Origin of the sequence: Janthinobacterium sp. SUN026 (assembly GCF_030397625.1) — a bacterium.
Taxonomy (GTDB): Bacteria; Pseudomonadota; Gammaproteobacteria; order Burkholderiales; family Burkholderiaceae_D; genus Janthinobacterium; species Janthinobacterium kumbetense.
The window spans coordinates 92974-112423 of the sequence record NZ_JAPQNU010000010.1 but is presented as its reverse complement, the minus strand read 5'-3'; the positions used below and the strand labels follow the sequence as shown (position 1 = coordinate 112423).

The following is a 19450-nucleotide window of genomic DNA, read 5'->3' as shown; positions in this document are numbered from 1 at the left end:
GCTCGGCAGCACACATCATCGCACGGCACAGCGCCCGTCAATCTCTGGAGGAAGCATGAACCGCATTTTCAAACAGCTCGGCTGGGCAGCGCTTGCGCTGGCAGGCGCCGGGTCCCTGGGCGTCGTCGCCCTGCAACGCGGCGAACCGATCAGCGCGATCTGGATCGTCATCGCCGCCGTCTGCGTCTACCTGATCGCCTACCGTTTCTACAGCCTGTTCATCGCCGACAAGGTGCTGGGCCTCGATGCCCGCCGCATGACGCCCGCCTTCAAGCACAACGATGGCCTCGACCACGTGCCGACGAATAAATATGTGCTGTTCGGCCACCATTTCGCGGCGATCGCCGGCGCCGGCCCCCTGGTCGGCCCCGTGCTGGCCGCGCAGATGGGCTATCTTCCCGGCATGCTGTGGATCTTGGCCGGCGTCGTGTTTGCGGGCGCCGTGCAGGATTTCATCGTGCTGTTCATTTCCATGCGCCGCGACGGCCGCTCCCTGGGCGACCTGATCAAGGCTGAACTGGGTGAAATTCCCGGCATGATTGCGCTCCTGGGCTGCTTCATGATCATGGTCATCATCCTGGCCGTGCTGGCCTTGATCGTCGTCAAGGCGCTGACGGGCTCCCCATGGGGCAGCTTCACCGTGATGGCGACGATTCCCATCGCCCTGTTCATGGGCGTGTATTCGCGCTTCATCCGCGTGGGCCGCATCGGAGAGATTTCCATCATCGGCTTCGTGCTGCTGATGCTGGCCATCATCGGCGGCCAGTACGTACAGGAACACGCGGTGCTGGGCCCGATGTTCACGTTCACGGGCACGGAACTGACGTGGATGCTGATCGGCTACGGCTTCATCGCTTCCGTGCTACCCGTGTGGCTGCTGCTGGCGCCGCGCGACTACCTGTCGACTTTCCTGAAAATCGGCACGATTCTCGGCCTGGCCATCGGCATCATCGTCGTCGCGCCTTACCTGAAAATGCCGGCCATGACCAAGTTCATCGATGGCTCCGGCCCCGTCTGGTCGGGCAATCTGTTCCCCTTCCTGTTCATCACCATCGCCTGCGGCGCCGTCTCCGGCTTCCACGCCCTGATTTCCTCGGGCACCACGCCGAAGATGATTGAAAACGAAAGCCACGCCCGCTTCATCGGCTATGGCGCCATGCTGATGGAATCGTTCGTTGCCATCATGGCCCTGGTGGCCGCCTCGACCATCGAGCCGGGCATCTATTTCGCCATGAACAGCCCGGCCGCCCTGATCGGCACCACGGCAGAATCGGCCGCACAGGCGATCTCGCAGTGGGGCTTCTATGTCACGCCTGACATGCTGACGCAGACGGCCAAGGACGTTGGCGAGCACAGCATCATCTCGCGCGCCGGCGGCGCACCGACCCTGGCCGTCGGCATGGCGCAGATCCTGTCCGGCGCCATCGGCGGCAAGGCCATGATGGCCTTCTGGTACCACTTCGCCATCCTGTTCGAAGCGCTGTTCATCCTGACGGCCGTCGATGCGGGCACGCGTGCCGGCCGCTTCATGCTGCAAGACTTGCTGGGCAGCTTCGTGCCTAGCCTGAAAAAGACGGAAAACGTCATCGCCAACCTGCTGGCCACGGGCCTGTGCGTGGCGGCCTGGGGCTACTTCCTGTACCAGGGCGTGGTCGACCCATTGGGCGGCATCAACACCCTGTGGCCGCTGTTCGGCATCGCCAACCAGATGCTGGCGGCCATCGCGCTGATCCTCGGCACTTGCGTGCTGTTCAAGATGAAACGGGGACAGTATGCGTGGGTGACGATCACGCCGACCATCTGGCTGCTGCTGTGCACCCTGACGGCGGGCTGGCAAAAGATTTTCGACGCCAACCCGCGCGTCGGCTTCCTCGCGCACGCCAGGAAATACTCGGCGGCCCTGGACGAAGGCACCCTGCTGGCGCCGGCCAAGTCGGTGGCGCAGATGCAACAGATCATCTTCAACGATTACCTGGACGCCGGCCTGGCCGCCTTCTTCGTCATCGTCGTCGTCAGCGTGCTGTTCTTCGGCATCCGCACGATTCTGAAGGCGCGCGCCGACAGCCGCCCAAGCACCAAGGAAACGCCGTTCCAGGCCATGCCCACGGTGCAATGATGATCGACGAAATCATCAAGGCGGGTCGGTATCTGGGGCAAAGCATGCGGCTCATGTGCGGCTTGCCCGAGTACGACACCTACGTGGCGCACCGGGAAGTGACCCATCCCGGCGAGCCGATGATGACGTATGAAGAGTTTTTCCGCGAACGGCAGGAAGCGCGTTACGGCGGCGCCGGCAAGCGTGGCGGTTGCTGTTAGCGGACACCTGACCCAGCCTACTGCGCGTCGGCATAGGCGGCTTGCGATGCTCACCGCCTCGGCGGCCCCGTACAAAGTACGGTTGCGCTTCTCGGCCACCTCTCCCTTCCGCTCGCTACGGCTGAGTCAGGTGTTGTTGCTCAGCAATAATTTGAGGGCGGTCTTGTGAGACTGCCCTTTTCATTTCCTCTCTTATAAGTTCCCCTCCCCTTTCTTCCATTAGACCCACATCAATATCAGGGTGTGTCTTCGCGTCTATATTTTTCCAATAGGAATTAAATAACAGTCAACGGGCGACCGGGGAAGCAGCGACGCATGTTCAATTTCCAACGCTCCAGCATCAGCCAGAAGCTGACCATGATCTCGGTACTGTCGTCGGGCTGCGCGCTGCTGCTGGTGTTCGTGGCGTTTGCGCTGACGTCCGTGCTCAGCCACAAAAATGATGAAGGCAAGCAACTGCTGTCGCTGGCGGGCGTGATCGGCGCGGCCGGCGCCGTGCCTTTGCTGGCGGGAAAATCGGCGCAGGGGCAGGCGGAACAGGTGCTGGCGGCCTTGTCCGCGCGCAACGAGGTGGCCCAGGCGGCCCTGTTCGACAAGGGCGGGCGCCTGTTCGCCCTGTACCGCGCGCCGCAGCATGCGGACGGCCTGCCGGCGCCGGAAGACATGGACCCGGCCTTGCTGGCCGACATGGCCGTGCAGCCCGTCACGCAAGGCTCGGGCACGACCCTGGCGCCCGCCATGCGCCTGTACCGCCCCGTCTACCGGCCCGGCGAGCCGCAACAGATCATCGGCGCCGTGCTGATCGAGGCGGACCTGAACCACATGTGGCGCGACATCGGCCGCCACGTGAGCGCCATCGGCGGCGCCACCGTGCTGTCCTTCCTGGTCGCCGTGTTCCTCGCGCGGCGCTTCAAGAGCGTGATCGCCGAACCGATCACCAAGCTGATCGATACAGCGCAGAAAGTGTCGAGCAGCCAGACCTACAGCCACCGCATCGCGCACCAGCGCAGCGACGAGCTGGGCGTGCTGATCGACAGTTTCAACGACATGCTGGCGCAGATCGACAGCCGCGACAGCACCCTGGCCAATTACCGCGACCAGCTGGAGCGCCAGGTGGGCGTGCGCACGGCGCAGCTGGAAAAGGCCAAGGATGCGGCCGAGGCGGCCAGCCAGGCGAAGAGCGCCTTCCTCGCCACCATGAGCCATGAAATCCGCACGCCGATGAATGGCGTGCTGGGCATGACGGAACTGCTGCTGGCCAGCCCTTTGAGCCCGCAGCAGCGCCACTACACGAGCATGGTGCAGCGCTCGGGACAGAATTTGCTGGTGATCATCAACGACATCCTCGACTTTTCCAAGATCGAGGCGGGCAAGCTGAGCGTCGAATACATCCGCTTCAATTTCCGCGAATTGCTCGACGATATAGAACACGTGTTCGCGCCGCAGGCGGAAGCGAAAAACATCAGCCTGGAATTCGACATCGCCTACGACATCCCGATCGCCATCTGCGGCGACCCGAACCGTTTGCGCCAGATCATCGTCAACCTGCTGGGCAACGCCATCAAGTTCACGGAAACGGGCAAGGTCACCGTGAAAGTGACCGTGTGCAGCGAAGACGCACCCAGCGTGGGCTTGCGCTTCGAGGTGCACGACACGGGCATCGGCGTCTCGAACGAGGCGCAGACGCGCATCTTCGAATCGTTTTCGCAGGCGGACGGCTCGACCACGCGCAAGCACGGCGGCACGGGCCTGGGGCTGACGATCTCGAAACAGCTGGTGGAGCTGATGGGCGGCACTATCGGCGTTGATAATGCTTTAACGCAAGGCTCGATCTTCTGGTTCGAAGTAAATTTCGATAAGCGGCGGGTCGACAGCGACGACCCGTCCTTCAACCTGAAAACCACGCGAGGGTTACGCGCCTTGATCGTCGACCACACACCCGCCACGCGCGCCGTGCTGGAGCGGCAACTGGCCAGCTGGCACATCGTCAGCGACAGCGCCGGCACGGCCAGCGATTGCCTGGGCAAGCTGCGCGCGGCCGCCCAGGCGGGCACGCCGTATGCCGTGGCCCTGCTCGACATGGAATTGCCGCGCACCAGCGGCCTGGCCCTGGCCGCCAACATCAAGAGCGACCCGCTGCTGGCCGACCTCAAGCTTTTGCTGCTGAGCACGGAACAGGCGGCGGCCGACCCCGTGCAGCGGCGCGAAGCGGGCGTGGCCTACCAGCTGATCAAGCCGGCCCGCGAATGCGACCTGTTCGACTGCATCGTCACGCCGCCGCGCGCCAGCGACAGCCTGCGCATCCATCCGCCGCACACGGCGCGCCAGGTGGGCCGGCGCCAGCGCCGCCGCGTGCTGCTGGCCGAGGACAATCCCGTCAACGTGGAAGTGGCGCTGGCCATGCTCGACAGCCTGGGCCTCGATGTCGTCTGCGCGCGCAACGGCGAAGAAGCCTTGCAGGCGGCGCAAGCCGAGGATTTCGATCTGATCCTGATGGATTGCCAGATGCCCGTGATGGATGGCTTTGCCGCCACGGCGGAAATCCGCCGCCATGAACAGCACTGCGGCCACGCGCGCGTGCTGCCCATCGTCGCCATCACGGCCAATGCGCTGCAGGGCGACCGCGAAGCGTGCCTGGCGGCCGGCATGGACGATTACCTGAGTAAACCTTTTACGCAGCAAGACCTGGGCCACACGATTGCCCGCTGGATCACCCTGCCGCGCGCGGCCACCGTGCACCACAGCGAAGCGCCGCAGGAGGCGCCTGCCGAGCCGCCGCCCGTGGCGACGCCGCCGGCGCCTGCATCCCCGGCATCGGCCCCGCCGCTGAACCGGCAGGCGCTGGAAAATATCCGCGCGCTGTCCGGCACGGATGGCGATGCGCTGCTCGAACGGGTCATCCTCGCGTTTACCGGCGAGACGCCGCGCCAGCTGGGCGCCATGCGCGAAGCCATCGCGAAAGCGGATGCGGAAGCGCTGCGCAAGGTGGCGCACAGCCTCAAGTCGGGCAGCGCCAACGTGGGCGCCGACGGCCTGGCGCAGCTGTGCAAGGAAATGGAAAAACTGGGCCGCGCCGGCAGCACCGAGGGCGCGGCTCCCCTTCTGCAGCAGATGCAGCAAGCCTTCCTGGCCGTACGCGAATCGCTGAACGCCATCCTCGTGAAGGAACACTGACATGACAGCGCCCCTCTCCCCTCCCCGCGGCCTGGTGCTGGTGGCCGACGACGATCCCGTGATGCGCCTGCTGATGCGGCAAATGCTCACGCAGGTGGGCCTGGACGTGATCGAGGCCGAGGACGGCGTGCAGGCGCTGGCCAGCTACAAGCACAGCGGGCCGGACCTGGTCATGCTCGATGTCGACATGCCGGCCATGGACGGCTTTGCCGTGTGCCGCGAAATCCGCCACCAGGAAGTGGGCGGCACGGTGCCCATCATCATGGTCACGGGCGGCGACGAGCTGGAAGCCGTCACGCGCGCCTACGAGGTGGGCGCCACCGACTTCATTTCCAAGCCCATCAACTGGCCCATCCTCGGCCACCGCGTGCTGTACGTGCTGCGCGCCAGCGACGCCATCGCCCGCCTGCGCATCGCCGACGCCCACAACCGCGCCGTGCTGGCCGCCATCCCCGACACCTTCTTTCGCCTGAACCGCGAAGGCTTTTATCTCGACTACGAACAGGGCCACGACGCCAGCGCGGGATTTTCCCTCAGCGACTGCGTGGGCAGCCATATCCGCGACGTGCTGCCGCCCGAGATCGCCGCGCGCCTGCTCGACAAGGCGCACGCCGTGCTGGCCACGCAGCATATCGGCTCGGTCGACTACACGCTCACGCACGAAGACAGCACGCGCCATTTCGAGGCGCGCCTGGTGGCGACGGGGGCCGACGAGGTGCTGGGCCTGGTGCGCGACATCAGCGAACGCAAGCGCACGGAAGAACAGATCCGCCGCCTCGCGTATTGCGACAGCCTGACGGGCATCCCCAACCGGCAAGCGTTCCTGGAAACCCTGGAGCGCGAACTGCTGCGCTCGAAAGAGCACGACAAGAAATTCGCCGTGCTGTTCATGGACCTGGACGCCTTCAAGCGCATCAACGACACCCTGGGCCACGACGTGGGCGACCATTTGCTCAAGGTGGTGTCCGAGCGCCTGCGCGAAACCATCCGCCCCAGCGACCTGGTGCTGCGCGCCGAACACGAGTTTGAAACCACCTTTGGCGGCAGCAACCTGGCGCGCCTAGGCGGCGATGAATTCACGATCCTGATTCCCGACCTGGAACGGGTGGAAGACGCGCTGAACGTGGCGCACCGCGTCAAGGAAGCCATGCGCCGGCCCTTCATGATCGAAGGACACGAGATTTTCGTCACGGCCAGCATCGGCATTTCGCTGTATCCGGAAGATGGCGAGGATTGCAACTCGCTGCTCAAATATGCGGACACGGCCATGTACCACGCGAAGAACTGCGGCAAGAACAACGCCAAGCTGTACAGCTCTTCGCTGACGATGGAAATCATGAGCCACGTCAAGATGGAAGTAGGCTTGAGGAAAGCCTTGCAAAACAACGAGCTGTACCTGCTGTACCAGCCGCAGATCGACGTGCCCAGCACGCAGATCGTCGGCGTGGAAGCGCTGGTGCGCTGGCGCCATCCCGAACGGGGCATCATCTCGCCCACGGAATTCATCCCGCTGGCCGAAGAGACGGGGTTGATCGTGCCCATCGGCGAATGGGTGCTGCGCACGGCGTGCAACCAGGCCAAGGCGTGGCAAAGCGACGGCGGGCGCGCCATCCGCATGGCCGTCAACCTGTCGGCCAAGCAATTCAAGGATGAAAACCTGATGCAGATCGTGCTGTCGGTCCTGGCCGACACGGGCCTCGATGCGCGCCTGCTGGAGCTGGAATTGACGGAGGGAACGTTGATGGACGATGCACGCGCCACCATGGTGACCCTGGAGCAATTGCGCGGCATCGGTGTGTACCTGTCCATCGACGACTTCGGCACGGGCTATTCGTCGATGAATTACCTGAAACGCTTCGACGTGCGGGCCTTGAAAATCGACAAGAGTTTTATCGCCGGCTTGCCGCAGGATACGGAAAACGCGGCCATCACGCGCGCCATCATCGCCATGGCGCATGGCTTGAAAATGGTGGTGGTGGCCGAGGGCGTGGAAACGGACGAACAGCTGCTGATGCTGGAAGAATACGGCTGCGACATGGCGCAGGGATATTTTTTAGGCCACCCGTCGCCGCACGACACGATCACGGCCATGCTGGCCAGGCAGAGGGGCCAGCTGGCCAGCGTGGAAACTAGAGCACTTCGAAGGCAAGGATTTGCGTGACTTGCTGCGCGTTGAAATTATCGTCGGAAATCATCACCAGGCTGCGGCGGCCGTTTTCCAGGCGCGGGCCCCAGCTGATGCCTTCGATATTGTCGACCCGCGGCAAACCGATCTTTTCCAGGTCCAGCAGCAATCGCTTGCGCGCCGGCACATAGCTTGCGCCCGCCAGGGCCGGGATGGCCTGGATATCGGTGGCGCCCTGCGTATCCATTTCGTAGATGCGCACGTGATTCGTGTAGATGCCGTCGGCGTGTTCCACGCCGGCCCGCTCCACCACCAGCACCTGGTGATCGTTGACGGCGAGGATTTCCGACACGCCATTGTCCGCTTCCTTCCCCGGCGCGGGCCGCGACGCCACCGGCTCGATCGGATACGCGTACTGACCCAGCACGGTGCCCGCGCGGTCCAGGCGCGTGATGCGCACCACGGAGCCGTTATCGGGCGTGGCCAGCGGGCCATCCTGGTACAGCGCCGCTTCCATGCCCAGCCACAGGCTCTTGCCATCGCTGGCAAACGACAGCGCTTCAAAGCTCATGTTGTTGCGCGATCCCGTTTCATCCTTCGCCACCTTGAACATGGCGGGCGTGGGCAAGGTGGCCAGGTAGTGGCCGCCGCTATCGGCGTGGCGCACGAACGGGTGCAAACCCACCTTGCGGTTGCCTTCGCTGCCGTACCACAGGCTGCCATCCTGCGGATCGACGCGGATGGTTTCGATGTCGGCCACCTGGTCGCCCTGCTCCAGCCTTGCATGGGCCAGGTTCGGATAGCGGCTGCCGTCGGGCTGCGTGAAGAAATGCACGCTGTTGAAGGTCACGCCGGCAAATGCGCGGCTGTCGTAGTCGAGCGCGGCGCGGTAGAAGCGGGCCGGATTGATTTCCGAGCGGTCATCGCTTTCCATCACCCAGCTGTTATTGGCCGCATCGTAATCGATGCCGGACAGGCCACCCACCGTCGTGCCCTCAAACGGCTGCTTGAGCGCAATGCGCTGTTCGCCGATCAGGCGCAAGCCCGCGATCGGTGCGTCGTGGGAGAAGCTGGCGCAAGCGGAGAGAAGAACGGCGGCGGACGCCAGGGCAAGCGCGGTACGCGCGCTGCGGAGCAGTTGAGGCATGATCGGTATCAAAGGAGTCAGCGGGAGCGTGGCTTACACCACGCCATCGGTCTTGAGCCGCGCGATGGCGGCCGCATCATAGCCGAGCGACGCCAGCACCTCGTCGTTGTGCTGGCCCAGGGTGGGCCCCAGCCACTGCGTCTTGCCCGGCGTGGCGGACAGTTTCGGGCTGATGGCGGGCAATTTGACGGGCGTGCCGTCGGCGAAATGGTGTTGTTCGAACATGTCGCGGGCGAGGAATTGCGGGTCGCTCAGCATGTCGCGCACGGAGTAAATCTTCCCGGCGGGCACGTCGGCTGCCTTCAACACGTCCAGCGCGCTGTCTATCGTGTGCGTGGCGCACCAGGCGCCGATGGCGTCGTCGATTTCCTGCGTGCGCGCCACCCGGCCGTCGTTGCGCGCCAGTTGCGGGTCGCCCGCCATGTCGATGCGGCCCATGGCCAGCATCAGCCGCTTGAAGATGGCGTCGCCGTTGCCCGCGATGACGATGTTTTCGCCATCGCCCGTCGTATAGGTATTCGAGGGCACGATGCCGGGCAAGGAACCGCCCGTGCGCTCGCGCACCACGCCCGCCTGGTCGTATTCGGGCACCAGCGACTCCATCAGGTTGAACACGGATTCGTACAGGGCCACGTCGACCATCTGCCCTTCGCCGCCATCCCGGCCACCCGTCACGTCGCGGTGGCGCAGCGCCATCATGGCGCCGATCACGCCGTGCAGGGCCGCCACGGAGTCGCCGATGGACACGCCCACGCGCACGGGCGGGCGGTCGGCAAAGCCGGATACATAGCGCAAGCCGCCCATCGATTCGCCGATGGCGCCGAAACCGGGCAAGTCCTTCATCGGCCCCGTCTGGCCAAAGCCGGACAGGCGCACCATGATGAGGGACGGTTTCTCTTTCTTGAGCTGCTCGTAGCCGAGATCCCACTTTTCCAGCACGCCGGGGCGGTAGTTCTCGATGATGATGTCCGCTTCCAGGGCCAGCTGGCGCGCGATGGCGCGGCCCTCGGGCGTTTTCAGGTTCAGCGTTAAACTTTTCTTGTTGCGCGCCTGCACCGACCACCACAGCGAGGTGCCGTCTTTCAGCACTCTCCAGGTACGGATGGGGTCGCCGCCATCGGGGGACTCGATCTTGATCACGTCGGCGCCGAATTCGGCCAGCATGCGGGCGCAGAACGGCCCCGCGATCAGGGTGCCCAGTTCCAGGACTTTGATGCCCTGGAGGGGGCCGGAAGATGCGGAAGCGTCTGTCATGTTGTACTCAGGTTGCCCTGCGGTCGAGCATCGCGCGGGCAATCGTGCCCGCGTCGACGTATTCCAGTTCGCCGCCCACGGGCACGCCGCGGGCCAGACGGCTCACGCGCAAGCCCCGCGCCTTCAGCATTTCGCTGATGTAGTGGGCCGTCGCTTCGCCTTCATTCGTGAAATTGGTGGCCAGCACCACTTCGCCGACCACGCCATCGTTGGCGCGGTTCAGCAATTTTTCCAGGTGGATGTCTTTCGGGCCGATGCCGTCCAGCGGAGACAATCTCCCCATGAGGACGAAATACAGGCCCTTGTAGGTGAGCGTTTGCTCGATCATCAGCTGGTCGGCGGGCGTTTCCACCACGCACAGCAAGCGCTTGTCGCGCTCTTCATCGAGACAGGTCTCGCACACTTCGTGTTCGGTAAAGGTGTTGCACAGGCCGCAGTGATGCACGGCATCGACGGCCTGGAACAGGGCGCGCGACAGCATGGCCGCGCCTTCCCTATCGTGCTGCAACAAATGAAATGCCATCCGCTGCGCCGACTTGGGGCCGACGCCGGGCAGGCGCCGCAGCGCCTCGGTCAAGAATTCAAGCGACTTGGACATGGATCAACCTTGCCCCGTGCCATGGATCGAGCGCATGCGGCAGTGCATCAGAATGGCATTTTGAAGCCGGCTGGCAAGTTCATGCCGCCAGTCAAGCCTGCCATTTTTTCCGCGGATGTCGCTTCCGCCTTGCGCACGGCGTCGTTGAAGGCGGCGGCCACCAGGTCTTCCAGCATGTCCTTGTCGTCGGCCAGCAGCGACGGGTCGATGGACACGCGCTTGACGTCGTTCTTGCACGTCATGACGATTTTCACGAGGCCGGCGCCGGACTGGCCTTCCACTTCCACCAGCGCCAGTTGTTCCTGGGCCTTTTTCATGTTGTCTTGCATTGCTTGCGCCTGCTTCATCAGGCCAGCCAGTTGATTTTTCATCATGAGAATGCTCCGTTCAATTCAGTTTGTGAGTGTGTTAATCATCAATGCAGGGTCGGCGCGGCGGAGCCGGCCGGTGCAGGGGTAATTGTTCCCGGCACAACAAAAGCGTCGAATACACGCTTCATGTCGAGCACGAAGGGATCGCTGGCGATGGTCGCTTCCGCTTGCAGCTGGCACGCCTCGCGGTAGGCCTGCGCTTCCGCGCTGGCCGTGTACCAGACGGCGCCCAGTTCCGTGTCGACCGCGACCTTGCGGCCGAAGCGTTCGGTGAGCGCGGCCGCCAGTTTTTCCACGTTGGCGGGACTGCGCCACGTGTCGATGGGCACGCGCAGGCGGAACGTGGTGCTGTGGCCGTCGTGCAGGCACTCGATCAGCTCGGCCTGCACGGCCAGCTGCTGGGCCACGCCGCGCAGGGGCAGCACGGCGGCCACGGCCGGCCAGTTGCCGTCCCAGTCCAGGCCCGGCACGGGCGTGATCACATACGGCCCGCTGGGCGCGGCTTGCTTGGCGGCACGCTGCGGCATGACGACGGCCGGCTGCTCGCTGCTCGGCGCGGCGGGCGCCGACACGGCGGCGGACGCGCTGTCGTCGGAAAATTCGGTGACCCACGGCGGCAAGTCGTCATCCGGCTGCGCTGGCGGCGGCGCGGCAGGACGCGCCTGCTGCACGGGCGCCGCAGCGGCCGCCGGTGCTTCCATCACGGCAACTGGAGGCGTATCGTCCCACGGCGCAGGCGCTTTCGCGGCGGCGGGCGGTGGCGGTAGCGCGGCCTGGACGGGTGCGGCCGGGGCTGGCGCCGCGGCGACCGGCTCCGGTGCGGATGCTGGTGCAGCCGGCTTGGGCGCCGACGATGGCGCCGACGGCGCGCTGCCGGGACGGCCTTTCGAGGCGGCGCGGGCCGCTTCCAGCGCCGCATTGATGGCGGCGCGGGCGGAGCTGATCGGGGCGCCCGATGCGGCCGGGGCAGCCGCAGCTGGAGCAGCCGCCGGCGGCGCCGCTGGTGGCGGCGCCGGGGCGGCGACAGGCGCCGGTGCCGGAGCAGCCGCGCGCGGCGGCGGCGCTTCGCTGCGCGCCATGCTGGCGGCAGCGGCGGCCACGACGGCGGGCGGGGTCACGGCGGCATGGCTGGCCACGCTGTTCGTGGCGGCGCGGGCTGCCGGGGCGGATGCGCCAGCGGCGGCGCGCGCGGCGGCCACGGCGGCGGGACGGTTGCCCGTGGCCGCGGCAGGAGCCGCCGGCACGCCATCGGCGCCGCCTATGCCGGGCCGAAAGGCCAGCATTCGTAGCAGGGTCATGGTAAAGCCCGCATATTCATCGGGCGCCAGGCCCAGTTCATTGCGGCCATGCACGGCGATCTGGTAAAACAGCTGCACTTCTTCCGCGTCAAACGCGCCAGCCAGACGCACGATATCCGCGTATTCAGGCAGATCCTGCGGCAAGGCGGCCGGCACGGTTTGCGCCAGCGCAATGCGGTGCAATAAAGTGCCCAAATCCTGCAGGGCGCCGTTGTAGGACAGGCTGCGCGAGGCCATCTCGTCGGCCACGGCCAGCAAATCGGCGCCATCCTGCTGCGCCAGCGCGTCGAGCAGGCGCACCAGGTACGACTGGTCGAGCGCGCCCAGCATGCCTTGCACGGCATCTAACGTGACTTCGCCGGCCGCATAGGCGATGGCCTGGTCCGTCAGCGACAGCGCGTCGCGCATGGAACCGTGGGCGCCCTGGGCCAGCAGGCGCAAGGCCGGCTGTTCGAAGGCAATGCCTTCCTGTCCCAGGATATTGTCCAGGTGGCTGATGATATGGCCCGGCGGCATCTGCTTGAGGTTGAACTGCAGGCAGCGCGACAGCACGGTGACGGGTATCTTTTGCGGGTCCGTCGTGGCCAGGATGAACTTGACGTGCTCGGGCGGCTCTTCCAGCGTCTTCAGCATGGAATTGAACGCGTGGTTCGTCAGCATGTGCACCTCATCGATCATATAGACCTTGAAGCGGGCATTGCTTGGCGCATACACGGCTTGTTCCAGCAGCTGCGCCATTTCATCGACGCCGCGGTTCGACGCCGCATCCATCTCTATATAGTCGACAAAGCGTCCCGCGTCGATCGCCGTGCACGCTTCGCACACGCCGCACGGCTGGGCCGTGATGCCGCCCGTGCCATCGGGGCCGATGCAATTGAGCGACTTGGCCAGGATGCGCGACAGGGTCGTCTTGCCGACGCCGCGCGTGCCCGTGAACAGGTAGGCGTGATGCAATCGGCCGCTGTGCAAGGCATGCGTGAGCGCGCGCACGACGTGCTCCTGGCCGACGAGCGTCTCGAAATTCTTGGGGCGGTATTTACGGGCGAGGACTTGATAGGACATGCTGAGATTTTACCATGCGATTTTGCGGGTGATCCTGCGCGGCGGGCGCAAGCCTCATGGCCGGGCCATTCAAAATGGCAAACGCGGCAAAGCAGCAATTGTATAACATGGCCAGCTGGAAATATGGAAAACACGGCAAGCCCGGCAATGCTGCGGGTCGGCAAGAAAATGGCGCCGTAAAAGCAAAAAAGCTGCCCATGGCAGCTTGATTGTCGATCCTGATAAAACATTCCCGAAGGAGGCGAGCCTGATCTGCGGCACTCATGGTTAATAGCCGTGGCTGCTTCGTTCCCGACCTGACCAGGTTAGCCATGCCACGATGCGCAGGGGCCCGCCGGGGACAATTATAACCGGTCTGCGGGGAATGGGGAAGTTGAGGCACAAACCGCCCTTCCCCGCAAGCAAGCGGCTGAGCGTATTACAAGCCCAGCTCTTGCCAGATGCCATCCACCTTCGCCTTCACTTCCGGCGTCATGGCGATCGTCGTGCCCCATTCGCGCGTCGTTTCGCCCGGCCATTTATTCGTCGCATCGATGCCCATCTTGCTGCCCAGGCCGCTGACAGGCGAGGCAAAGTCCAGGTAATCGATGGGCGTGTTGTCGACCAGGGTGGTGTCGCGGATGGGGTCGACCCGCGTCGTGATAGCCCAGATGACCTCTTTCCAGTCGCGGATATTCACGTCTTCATCGACCACGACGATGAACTTGGTATACATGAACTGGCGCAGGAAGCTCCACACGCCGAACATCACGCGCTTGGCGTGGCCCGCGTACTGTTTCTTGATCTGCACCACGGCCATGCGGTAGCTGCAGCCTTCGGGCGGCAGATAGAAGTCGGTGATTTCGCTGAACTGCTTTTGCAGCAGGGGCACGAACACTTCATTCAGGGCCAGACCCAGCACGGCCGGCTCGTCCGGCGGTTTGCCTGTATACGTGGAGTGGTAGATAGGATCGCGGCGCATGGTGATGCGGTCGATGGTAAACACGGGGAAACTGTCCTGCTCATTATAGTAGCCCGTGTGGTCGCCATACGGCCCTTCCAGCGCGTGCTCGTAGCCGCTCGGATGGTTTTCATCCGGGTAGATATGGCCTTCGAGCACGATTTCGGCGGACGCGGGCACGCGCAGCTCGCTGCCGATGGCTTTCACCAGCTCCGTGCGGCTGCCGCGCAGCAAGCCGGCGAACTGGTATTCGGACAGGCTGTCCGGCACCGGCGTGACGGCCCCTAATATAGTAGCGGGATCGGCGCCCAGCGCGACGGCGATCGGATACGGCTTGCCCTTGCTCTGGATCGCGTGCTCGCGGAAGTCCAGCGCCCCGCCCCGGTGCGCCAGCCAGCGCATGATGACTTTATTACGCCCCAGCACTTGCTGGCGATAAATGCCCAGGTTTTGCCGCTTCTTGTTCGGGCCCTTGGTGATCACCAGGCCCCACGTGATCAGGGGAGCGACGTCGCCGGGCCAGCAATGCTGGATGGGCAGGCGCGCCAGGTCGACATCGTTACCTTCCCAGACGATTTCCTGGCACTTCGCGCCGCGCAACTCCTTCGGCGACATGTCCCACACGGATTTCACCAGGGAACCGAGGCCCAGCAAGTCCTTGAAATCCTTCGGCGGCTCCGGCTCCTTCAGCCGCGCCAGCACATGGCCGATCTTGCGCAACTCGCTGACGTCTTCCGCGCCCATACCCAGCGCCACGCGACGCGTGGTGCCGAACAGATTGCCCAGCACCGGCATGTCGTATCCCGTCGGGTTATTGAACAGCAAGGCCGGTCCGCCTGCGCGCAAGGTGCGGTCGCAAACTTCCGTCATCTCCAAAATCGGTGAAATGGGGGTCGAAATGGGCTTAAGTTCACCCATTTGTTGCAGTTGAGAAATAAAATCTCGCAAATCTGAATATTTCATGTGTTTTTAATTTTTTTTGACGTCGGACGCCGTTGCTGAAGGATCTATGCCAAGTAATTGATTTTATTGGCTTTTGGCACAATGCAAGTCAAAAAGTAAGACATAAAAGTAATAAAGAAACGATTCGTTAGTATTGACTTGATATAAAACGGCTTCTACAATTCGCCCAACTTGAAAGAGCACGCCGGCCCAGAGCTTGATTTTAGCGTTTCTCTTTCATTCACGGAGTCGGGGCTCCACATGACATTTTAAGGAGTGTTTTCAAAAGGCGTCTGCCTTACCCCCGGTAAAAGTTGTATTGCGACTGATCCAATACCAAAAACGGGACCGATCAGCTCAAGCAAGCAATGACGGCGTTTCTCGCACGCATCCATACGCGGCGGAAACGATGATATTTCTGATGCACGGCATTGGCAGTACCCACAACACCGCGAGACCGCGGAGGGACTGCCTGTTGACGCGACATTTCGGGGAACTCTATGACTCATCGTAGCACTGAAGCAGCATTGCCTGCTTCAACCGTGGCTGGCCAGCCAGCGTTGGCGCGCTTGCGCGCCCGCGCACAGGCCATTTCGGCACGTGGCGTTTTGACCACGGCACAACACACACTGACAGTCTTCGGCATTTCCGCCCTGGCACTGATCGCCCTGCTGATGTTCCGCCCTGACCTGGGCAAGCAACTGACGCACAGCCTGTTCCCGCTGCCGATGGCAGAGGCGCAAGCCGTTGAAGCACCGGCCCTGTCCGCACTGATGGAAGCACCTGCTTCCGTGCAAACGGCCGCCGCCAGCGATACCCCGCTGAGCAAGGAAGAAAAAGCCTTGCTGGGCACGCAAAAGCAGCAGCAATGGGTTACCAACTGGCTCTCCAAGCGCTACCGCGTGGCCAACGACGCGACCAATATGCTCGTCTCGACGGCGTACCTGACGGCCCGTGAAATCAAGCTGGACCCGCTGCTGATCCTTGCCGTGATGGCCATCGAATCGGGCTTGAACCCGTTCGCGGAAAGCCCCGTCGGTGCGCAAGGCTTGATGCAAGTCATGTCGAAAGTACACCACGAGCGCTTCCAGGAAATGGGCGGCGTGCAAGCAGCGCTGAACCCGGTCGCCAACATCCGCGTCGGCTCGCTGATCCTGAAGGATTACGTCACGCGTGGCGGTTCCGTCGAAGCGGGCCTCAAAACCTACGTGGGCGCCGCCAACTTCGCCACCGACTCGGGCTACGGCTCGCGCGTGCTGGCCGAATACCGCCGCCTGAAACAAGTGTCGGCCGGCCAGCGCGTGCCGACGACGACGCCGGTGATGGCATCGAACACGCCAGCGCCAGCCAAGGCGCCGGCAGCGGAAAGCGGCATCACCATCAAAGTACTGCCCCACAACGAGATCGCCGGCCTGTGACCCTTTAAAAGCCCTCACAGGGGCATCCAAAAAGCAGCACCCAGTAAAAAAGCCACCGCACGCAAGTGCCGGTGGCTTTTTTATTGCCCTGCGGCACTGGCCGCAGGAACTGCTCTCTCTATTACTTGCGCTTGTTGGCGTTGACTTCTTCCTCGCGGAATTTCACTGCCAATTTATCCAGCACGCCGTTCACATACTTGTGGCCATCGATACCGCCAAACGACTTGGCCAGCTCGACCGCTTCGTTGATGACGACGCGGTACGGGATTTCCATGTTGTTCTTCAGCTCGAAAGCGCCGATCAGCAGGATGCCGTGTTCGATGGGCGACAGTTCCGCGATATTGCGGTCGATCAAGGGTGCCATGCTTTCGCGCAACGCCAGCGAATCCTTGATGGCGCCGTACAGCAACACCGTGAAATGATCGCCATCGGCCTTGTCGAAACCATGCGCGGCGCGAATATTGTTCACGACGGTAGTCGCGTCTTCATTGTTCAGTAGCCACTGGTACAAGCCCTGCAGCGCAAACTCGCGCGCGCGGTGACGCGGCGTGCGGTTTTTGCTGGGATTGGCGAGCAAATTTTTCTCAGTCATGATTGTTACCTGTTCTTAAGTACGTGTTCACTACAAATTCCGGCGAGACACCGCAGTGCGCTTTTAGGCAGCGCAGCCGCGGCTCAAGCGTGCGTGAGAAGGATGTCAGGGCAAGGCGCAAGGCCGAAGACAGTACGAAAGTACGGTGAGGCCTTGCAACGCAGCCATGGTATTCTTATCACACGCGCTTAGTCTTCGTCGGTGTCCTGCAACTCTTCCAGCGCTTGCGCCAGATTGGCCATTTCCACTGCCACGCGTGCCGCTTCTGCTCCCTTGACCAGCATGCGTACTTCCGCTTGCTCGTCGTTTTCCGTCGTCAACACTGCGTTGGCGATGGGGATGCCGTAATCGAGACCGACGCGCGTGATGCCCGCGCCCGATTCGTTCGATACCAGCTCGAAGTGGTAGGTTTCACCGCGAATCACGGCGCCCAGTGCGATCAGGGCGTCGAATTGCTCGGTTTCCGCCATTTTTTGCAGAATCAGTGGGATTTCCAGGGCGCCCGGCACGGTCACGTGCAGGATATCTTCATCGGCCACGCCCAGCTTGCTCAACTCTTCCAGGCATGCCGACAGCAAGCCACCACCGACGATTTCATTGAATCGTGCCTGGACGATACCGACGCGCAAACCTTCGCCGGCAAAATTAGTTTCGTATGCTCCTACGGTCATCATATGCCTCTTTAATCTGGTGGTTCAGGGCGACATGCACATGTCGCCATCGTTTACTCTACATCGACGCCTGACAAAATCGTAGCGAGCGGCAGCGAGTTGTGGTCGAGAAGCGCAACTGTACGAAGGTACAGTGAGCATCACAGGCCGCAAATCGCGACGCGCAGTAGATTTAGTCAGGTGTCCTGGCCTGGGTGGCACTGAAAACCTGTTACTTCCAGGTCGAAACCGACCATCGACGGCATCTTGCGTGGGCTGGCCAGCAATTGCATCTTGCTCACGCCCAGGTCGCGCAGGATTTGCGCGCCGATGCCGTAGCTGCGCAAGTCCATGCTGGCGGCGCGGCCTTTCGGCTTGGCTTGCGGCGTATCGAGCGCGGCGAACTGGGCAAACAGCTCGCCCGACGTCTCGCCGCAATTCAGCAAGACCATCACGCCCCGCTCGGCCTGCTTGATGGCGGCCATCGAGGCGGCCACCGTCCACGAGTGGGTAGTCGCTTCGCTTTCCAGCACGTCCAGCAGGGAAACGGGCTGGTGCACGCGCACCAGCGCTTCCAGGCCGGGCGCCAGGTCGCCATGCACGAGGGCCAAATGGGCCGATGCGCTCGGTTTGTCGCGGAAGGCGATCAAACGGAATTCGCCGTGCGCCGTATGCAGGGTACGCTCGGCAACGCGCTCGACCAGGGACTCCGTCTGGCTGCGGTAATGGATCAGGTCGGCAATCGTGCCGATCTTCAGGCCATGCTGCTCGGCAAACACCAGCAAGTCCGGCAGGCGCGCCATGGTGCCGTCTTCCTTCATGATTTCGCAAATCACGGACGCGGGCGTCAAGCCGGCCATGGCCGTCAGGTCGCAACCGGCTTCCGTATGCCCTGCGCGCATCAGCACGCCGCCTTTTTGCGCTTTCAGCGGGAAGATATGGCCAGGCTGGACGATATCGCTAGGCTGCGTGCCCTTGGCAACCGCCACCTGGATGGTCTTGGCGCGGTCGGCGGCGGAAATGCCCGTCGTCACGCCTTCGGCCGCTTCGATGGACACGGTAAAATTGGTGCCGTAGGCGGTGCCGTTGCGCGATGTCATCATCGACAGGTTCAGCTCATCGCAACGCTCTTCCGTCAGGGTCAGGCAGACCAGGCCACGCGCATGCGTGATCATGAAATTGATGGCTTCAGGCGTCACGAAATCGGCGGCAAGCACCAGATCGCCTTCATTTTCCCGGTCTTCTTCATCGACCAGTATCACCATGCGGCCGGCGCGCAATTCAGCGACGATCTCTTCGGTGCTGGATATAGACATTGTTCATCCTCGTATGACGCCTGGCAAAACCTGCTGCGCGTCGGTTTTGCCAGGCGTTGTTAGTGAAACTAAAAACGAAACTAAAAACTGAAACCGAACTGAAACATCGAGTGCGAATCTTCCGCGAATTTCCGGGAATTTTCTTATAACCTGCTATTTTAAAGGATTTAGCGCTTGCAGACCTGAAATAAGACAGCTTTGCGGCACGGATGCCACCGCCTGCCCCGCAAAGCGCCAATTCCCTGAT

15 protein-coding genes and 1 other RNA gene are annotated in these 19450 nt (G+C 63.0%); 6 read left to right on the top strand and 10 right to left on the bottom strand.

Annotated elements, in window-relative coordinates; all coding sequences use genetic code 11:
• Positions 1 to 55: 55 nt before the first annotated feature.
• The 4 genes from OX459_RS27800 (at position 56) to OX459_RS27785 (ending at position 7651) form a co-directional block, all read left to right on the top strand.
• Positions 56 to 2116, top strand: a complete 2061-nt coding sequence (locus tag OX459_RS27800; RefSeq protein WP_251350882.1) for a carbon starvation CstA family protein — start codon at positions 56 to 58, stop codon at positions 2114 to 2116.
• The gene (locus tag OX459_RS27795) at positions 2116 to 2316 is read left to right on the top strand and encodes a YbdD/YjiX family protein (RefSeq protein WP_010396213.1); all 201 of its coding nucleotides are present in this window, start codon (positions 2116 to 2118) and stop codon (positions 2314 to 2316) included. Before OX459_RS27800 ends, OX459_RS27795 begins: the two co-directional genes overlap by 1 nt.
• A gap of 315 nt (positions 2317 to 2631) precedes the next feature.
• Complete coding sequence (locus OX459_RS27790) at positions 2632 to 5490, top strand: response regulator (RefSeq protein ID WP_289907469.1); 2859 nt, start codon at positions 2632 to 2634, stop codon at positions 5488 to 5490.
• A 1-nt stretch (position 5491) separates the two neighbouring features.
• Positions 5492 to 7651, top strand: coding sequence for an EAL domain-containing protein (locus tag OX459_RS27785; RefSeq protein WP_099664956.1), 2160 nt, complete (start codon positions 5492 to 5494; stop codon positions 7649 to 7651).
• On the opposite strand, the gene OX459_RS27780 is transcribed toward OX459_RS27785, so the two are convergent.
• The 5 genes from OX459_RS27780 to dnaX are packed head-to-tail and all read right to left on the bottom strand — an operon-like array spanning position 7620 to position 13345.
• On the bottom strand, positions 7620 to 8762 hold the full coding sequence (locus tag OX459_RS27780; protein WP_289907468.1) for an esterase-like activity of phytase family protein: 1143 nt from the start codon (positions 8760 to 8762) through the stop codon (positions 7620 to 7622). The genes OX459_RS27785 and OX459_RS27780 overlap by 32 nt on opposite strands.
• A gap of 33 nt (positions 8763 to 8795) precedes the next feature.
• Entirely contained in the window at positions 8796 to 10016 is a 1221-nt protein-coding gene (locus tag OX459_RS27775) for a CaiB/BaiF CoA-transferase family protein (RefSeq protein WP_289907467.1), read from the bottom strand.
• A 7-nt stretch (positions 10017 to 10023) separates the two neighbouring features.
• Positions 10024 to 10614, bottom strand: coding sequence for a recombination mediator RecR (gene recR / locus OX459_RS27770; RefSeq protein ID WP_034786598.1), 591 nt, complete (start codon positions 10612 to 10614; stop codon positions 10024 to 10026).
• A gap of 47 nt (positions 10615 to 10661) precedes the next feature.
• Positions 10662 to 10988: a YbaB/EbfC family nucleoid-associated protein gene (locus OX459_RS27765; RefSeq protein WP_034759121.1), complete on the bottom strand. Its 327-nt coding sequence runs from the start codon at positions 10986 to 10988 to the stop codon at positions 10662 to 10664.
• 41 nt (positions 10989 to 11029) lie between these two features.
• Positions 11030 to 13345, bottom strand: a complete 2316-nt coding sequence (gene dnaX, locus OX459_RS27760) for a DNA polymerase III subunit gamma/tau (RefSeq protein ID WP_289907466.1) — start codon at positions 13343 to 13345, stop codon at positions 11030 to 11032.
• 56 nt (positions 13346 to 13401) lie between these two features.
• Between dnaX and OX459_RS27755 the strand changes: the two genes are divergently transcribed.
• A complete protein-coding gene (locus tag OX459_RS27755; RefSeq protein ID WP_161789605.1) occupies positions 13402 to 13554 on the top strand; it encodes a hypothetical protein in 153 nt (50 codons plus the stop codon).
• Between the two features lie 28 nt (positions 13555 to 13582).
• Here OX459_RS27755 and ffs read toward each other — a convergent pair.
• Positions 13583 to 13681, bottom strand: an RNA gene (gene ffs, locus OX459_RS27750) — signal recognition particle sRNA small type.
• Between the two features lie 82 nt (positions 13682 to 13763).
• A complete protein-coding gene (gene ubiD, locus OX459_RS27745; protein WP_071650179.1) occupies positions 13764 to 15248 on the bottom strand; it encodes a 4-hydroxy-3-polyprenylbenzoate decarboxylase in 1485 nt (494 codons plus the stop codon).
• A 587-nt stretch (positions 15249 to 15835) separates the two neighbouring features.
• On the opposite strand from ubiD, the gene OX459_RS27740 reads away from it, so the two are divergent.
• Positions 15836 to 16645, top strand: coding sequence for a lytic transglycosylase domain-containing protein (locus tag OX459_RS27740; RefSeq protein WP_289907465.1), 810 nt, complete (start codon positions 15836 to 15838; stop codon positions 16643 to 16645).
• Positions 16646 to 16766: 121 nt separating this feature from the next.
• On the opposite strand, the gene nusB is transcribed toward OX459_RS27740, so the two are convergent.
• The 3 genes from nusB to ribBA all read right to left on the bottom strand — a co-directional run bounded on the left by nusB (position 16767) and on the right by ribBA (position 19203).
• Positions 16767 to 17237, bottom strand: coding sequence for a transcription antitermination factor NusB (gene nusB, locus OX459_RS27735; protein WP_034759129.1), 471 nt, complete (start codon positions 17235 to 17237; stop codon positions 16767 to 16769).
• Between the two features lie 188 nt (positions 17238 to 17425).
• On the bottom strand, positions 17426 to 17908 hold the full coding sequence (gene ribH, locus OX459_RS27730) for a 6,7-dimethyl-8-ribityllumazine synthase (protein WP_034759563.1): 483 nt from the start codon (positions 17906 to 17908) through the stop codon (positions 17426 to 17428).
• A gap of 176 nt (positions 17909 to 18084) precedes the next feature.
• On the bottom strand, positions 18085 to 19203 hold the full coding sequence (gene ribBA / locus OX459_RS27725) for a bifunctional 3,4-dihydroxy-2-butanone-4-phosphate synthase/GTP cyclohydrolase II (protein ID WP_289907464.1): 1119 nt from the start codon (positions 19201 to 19203) through the stop codon (positions 18085 to 18087).
• Between the last annotated feature and the right edge of the window lie 247 nt (positions 19204 to 19450).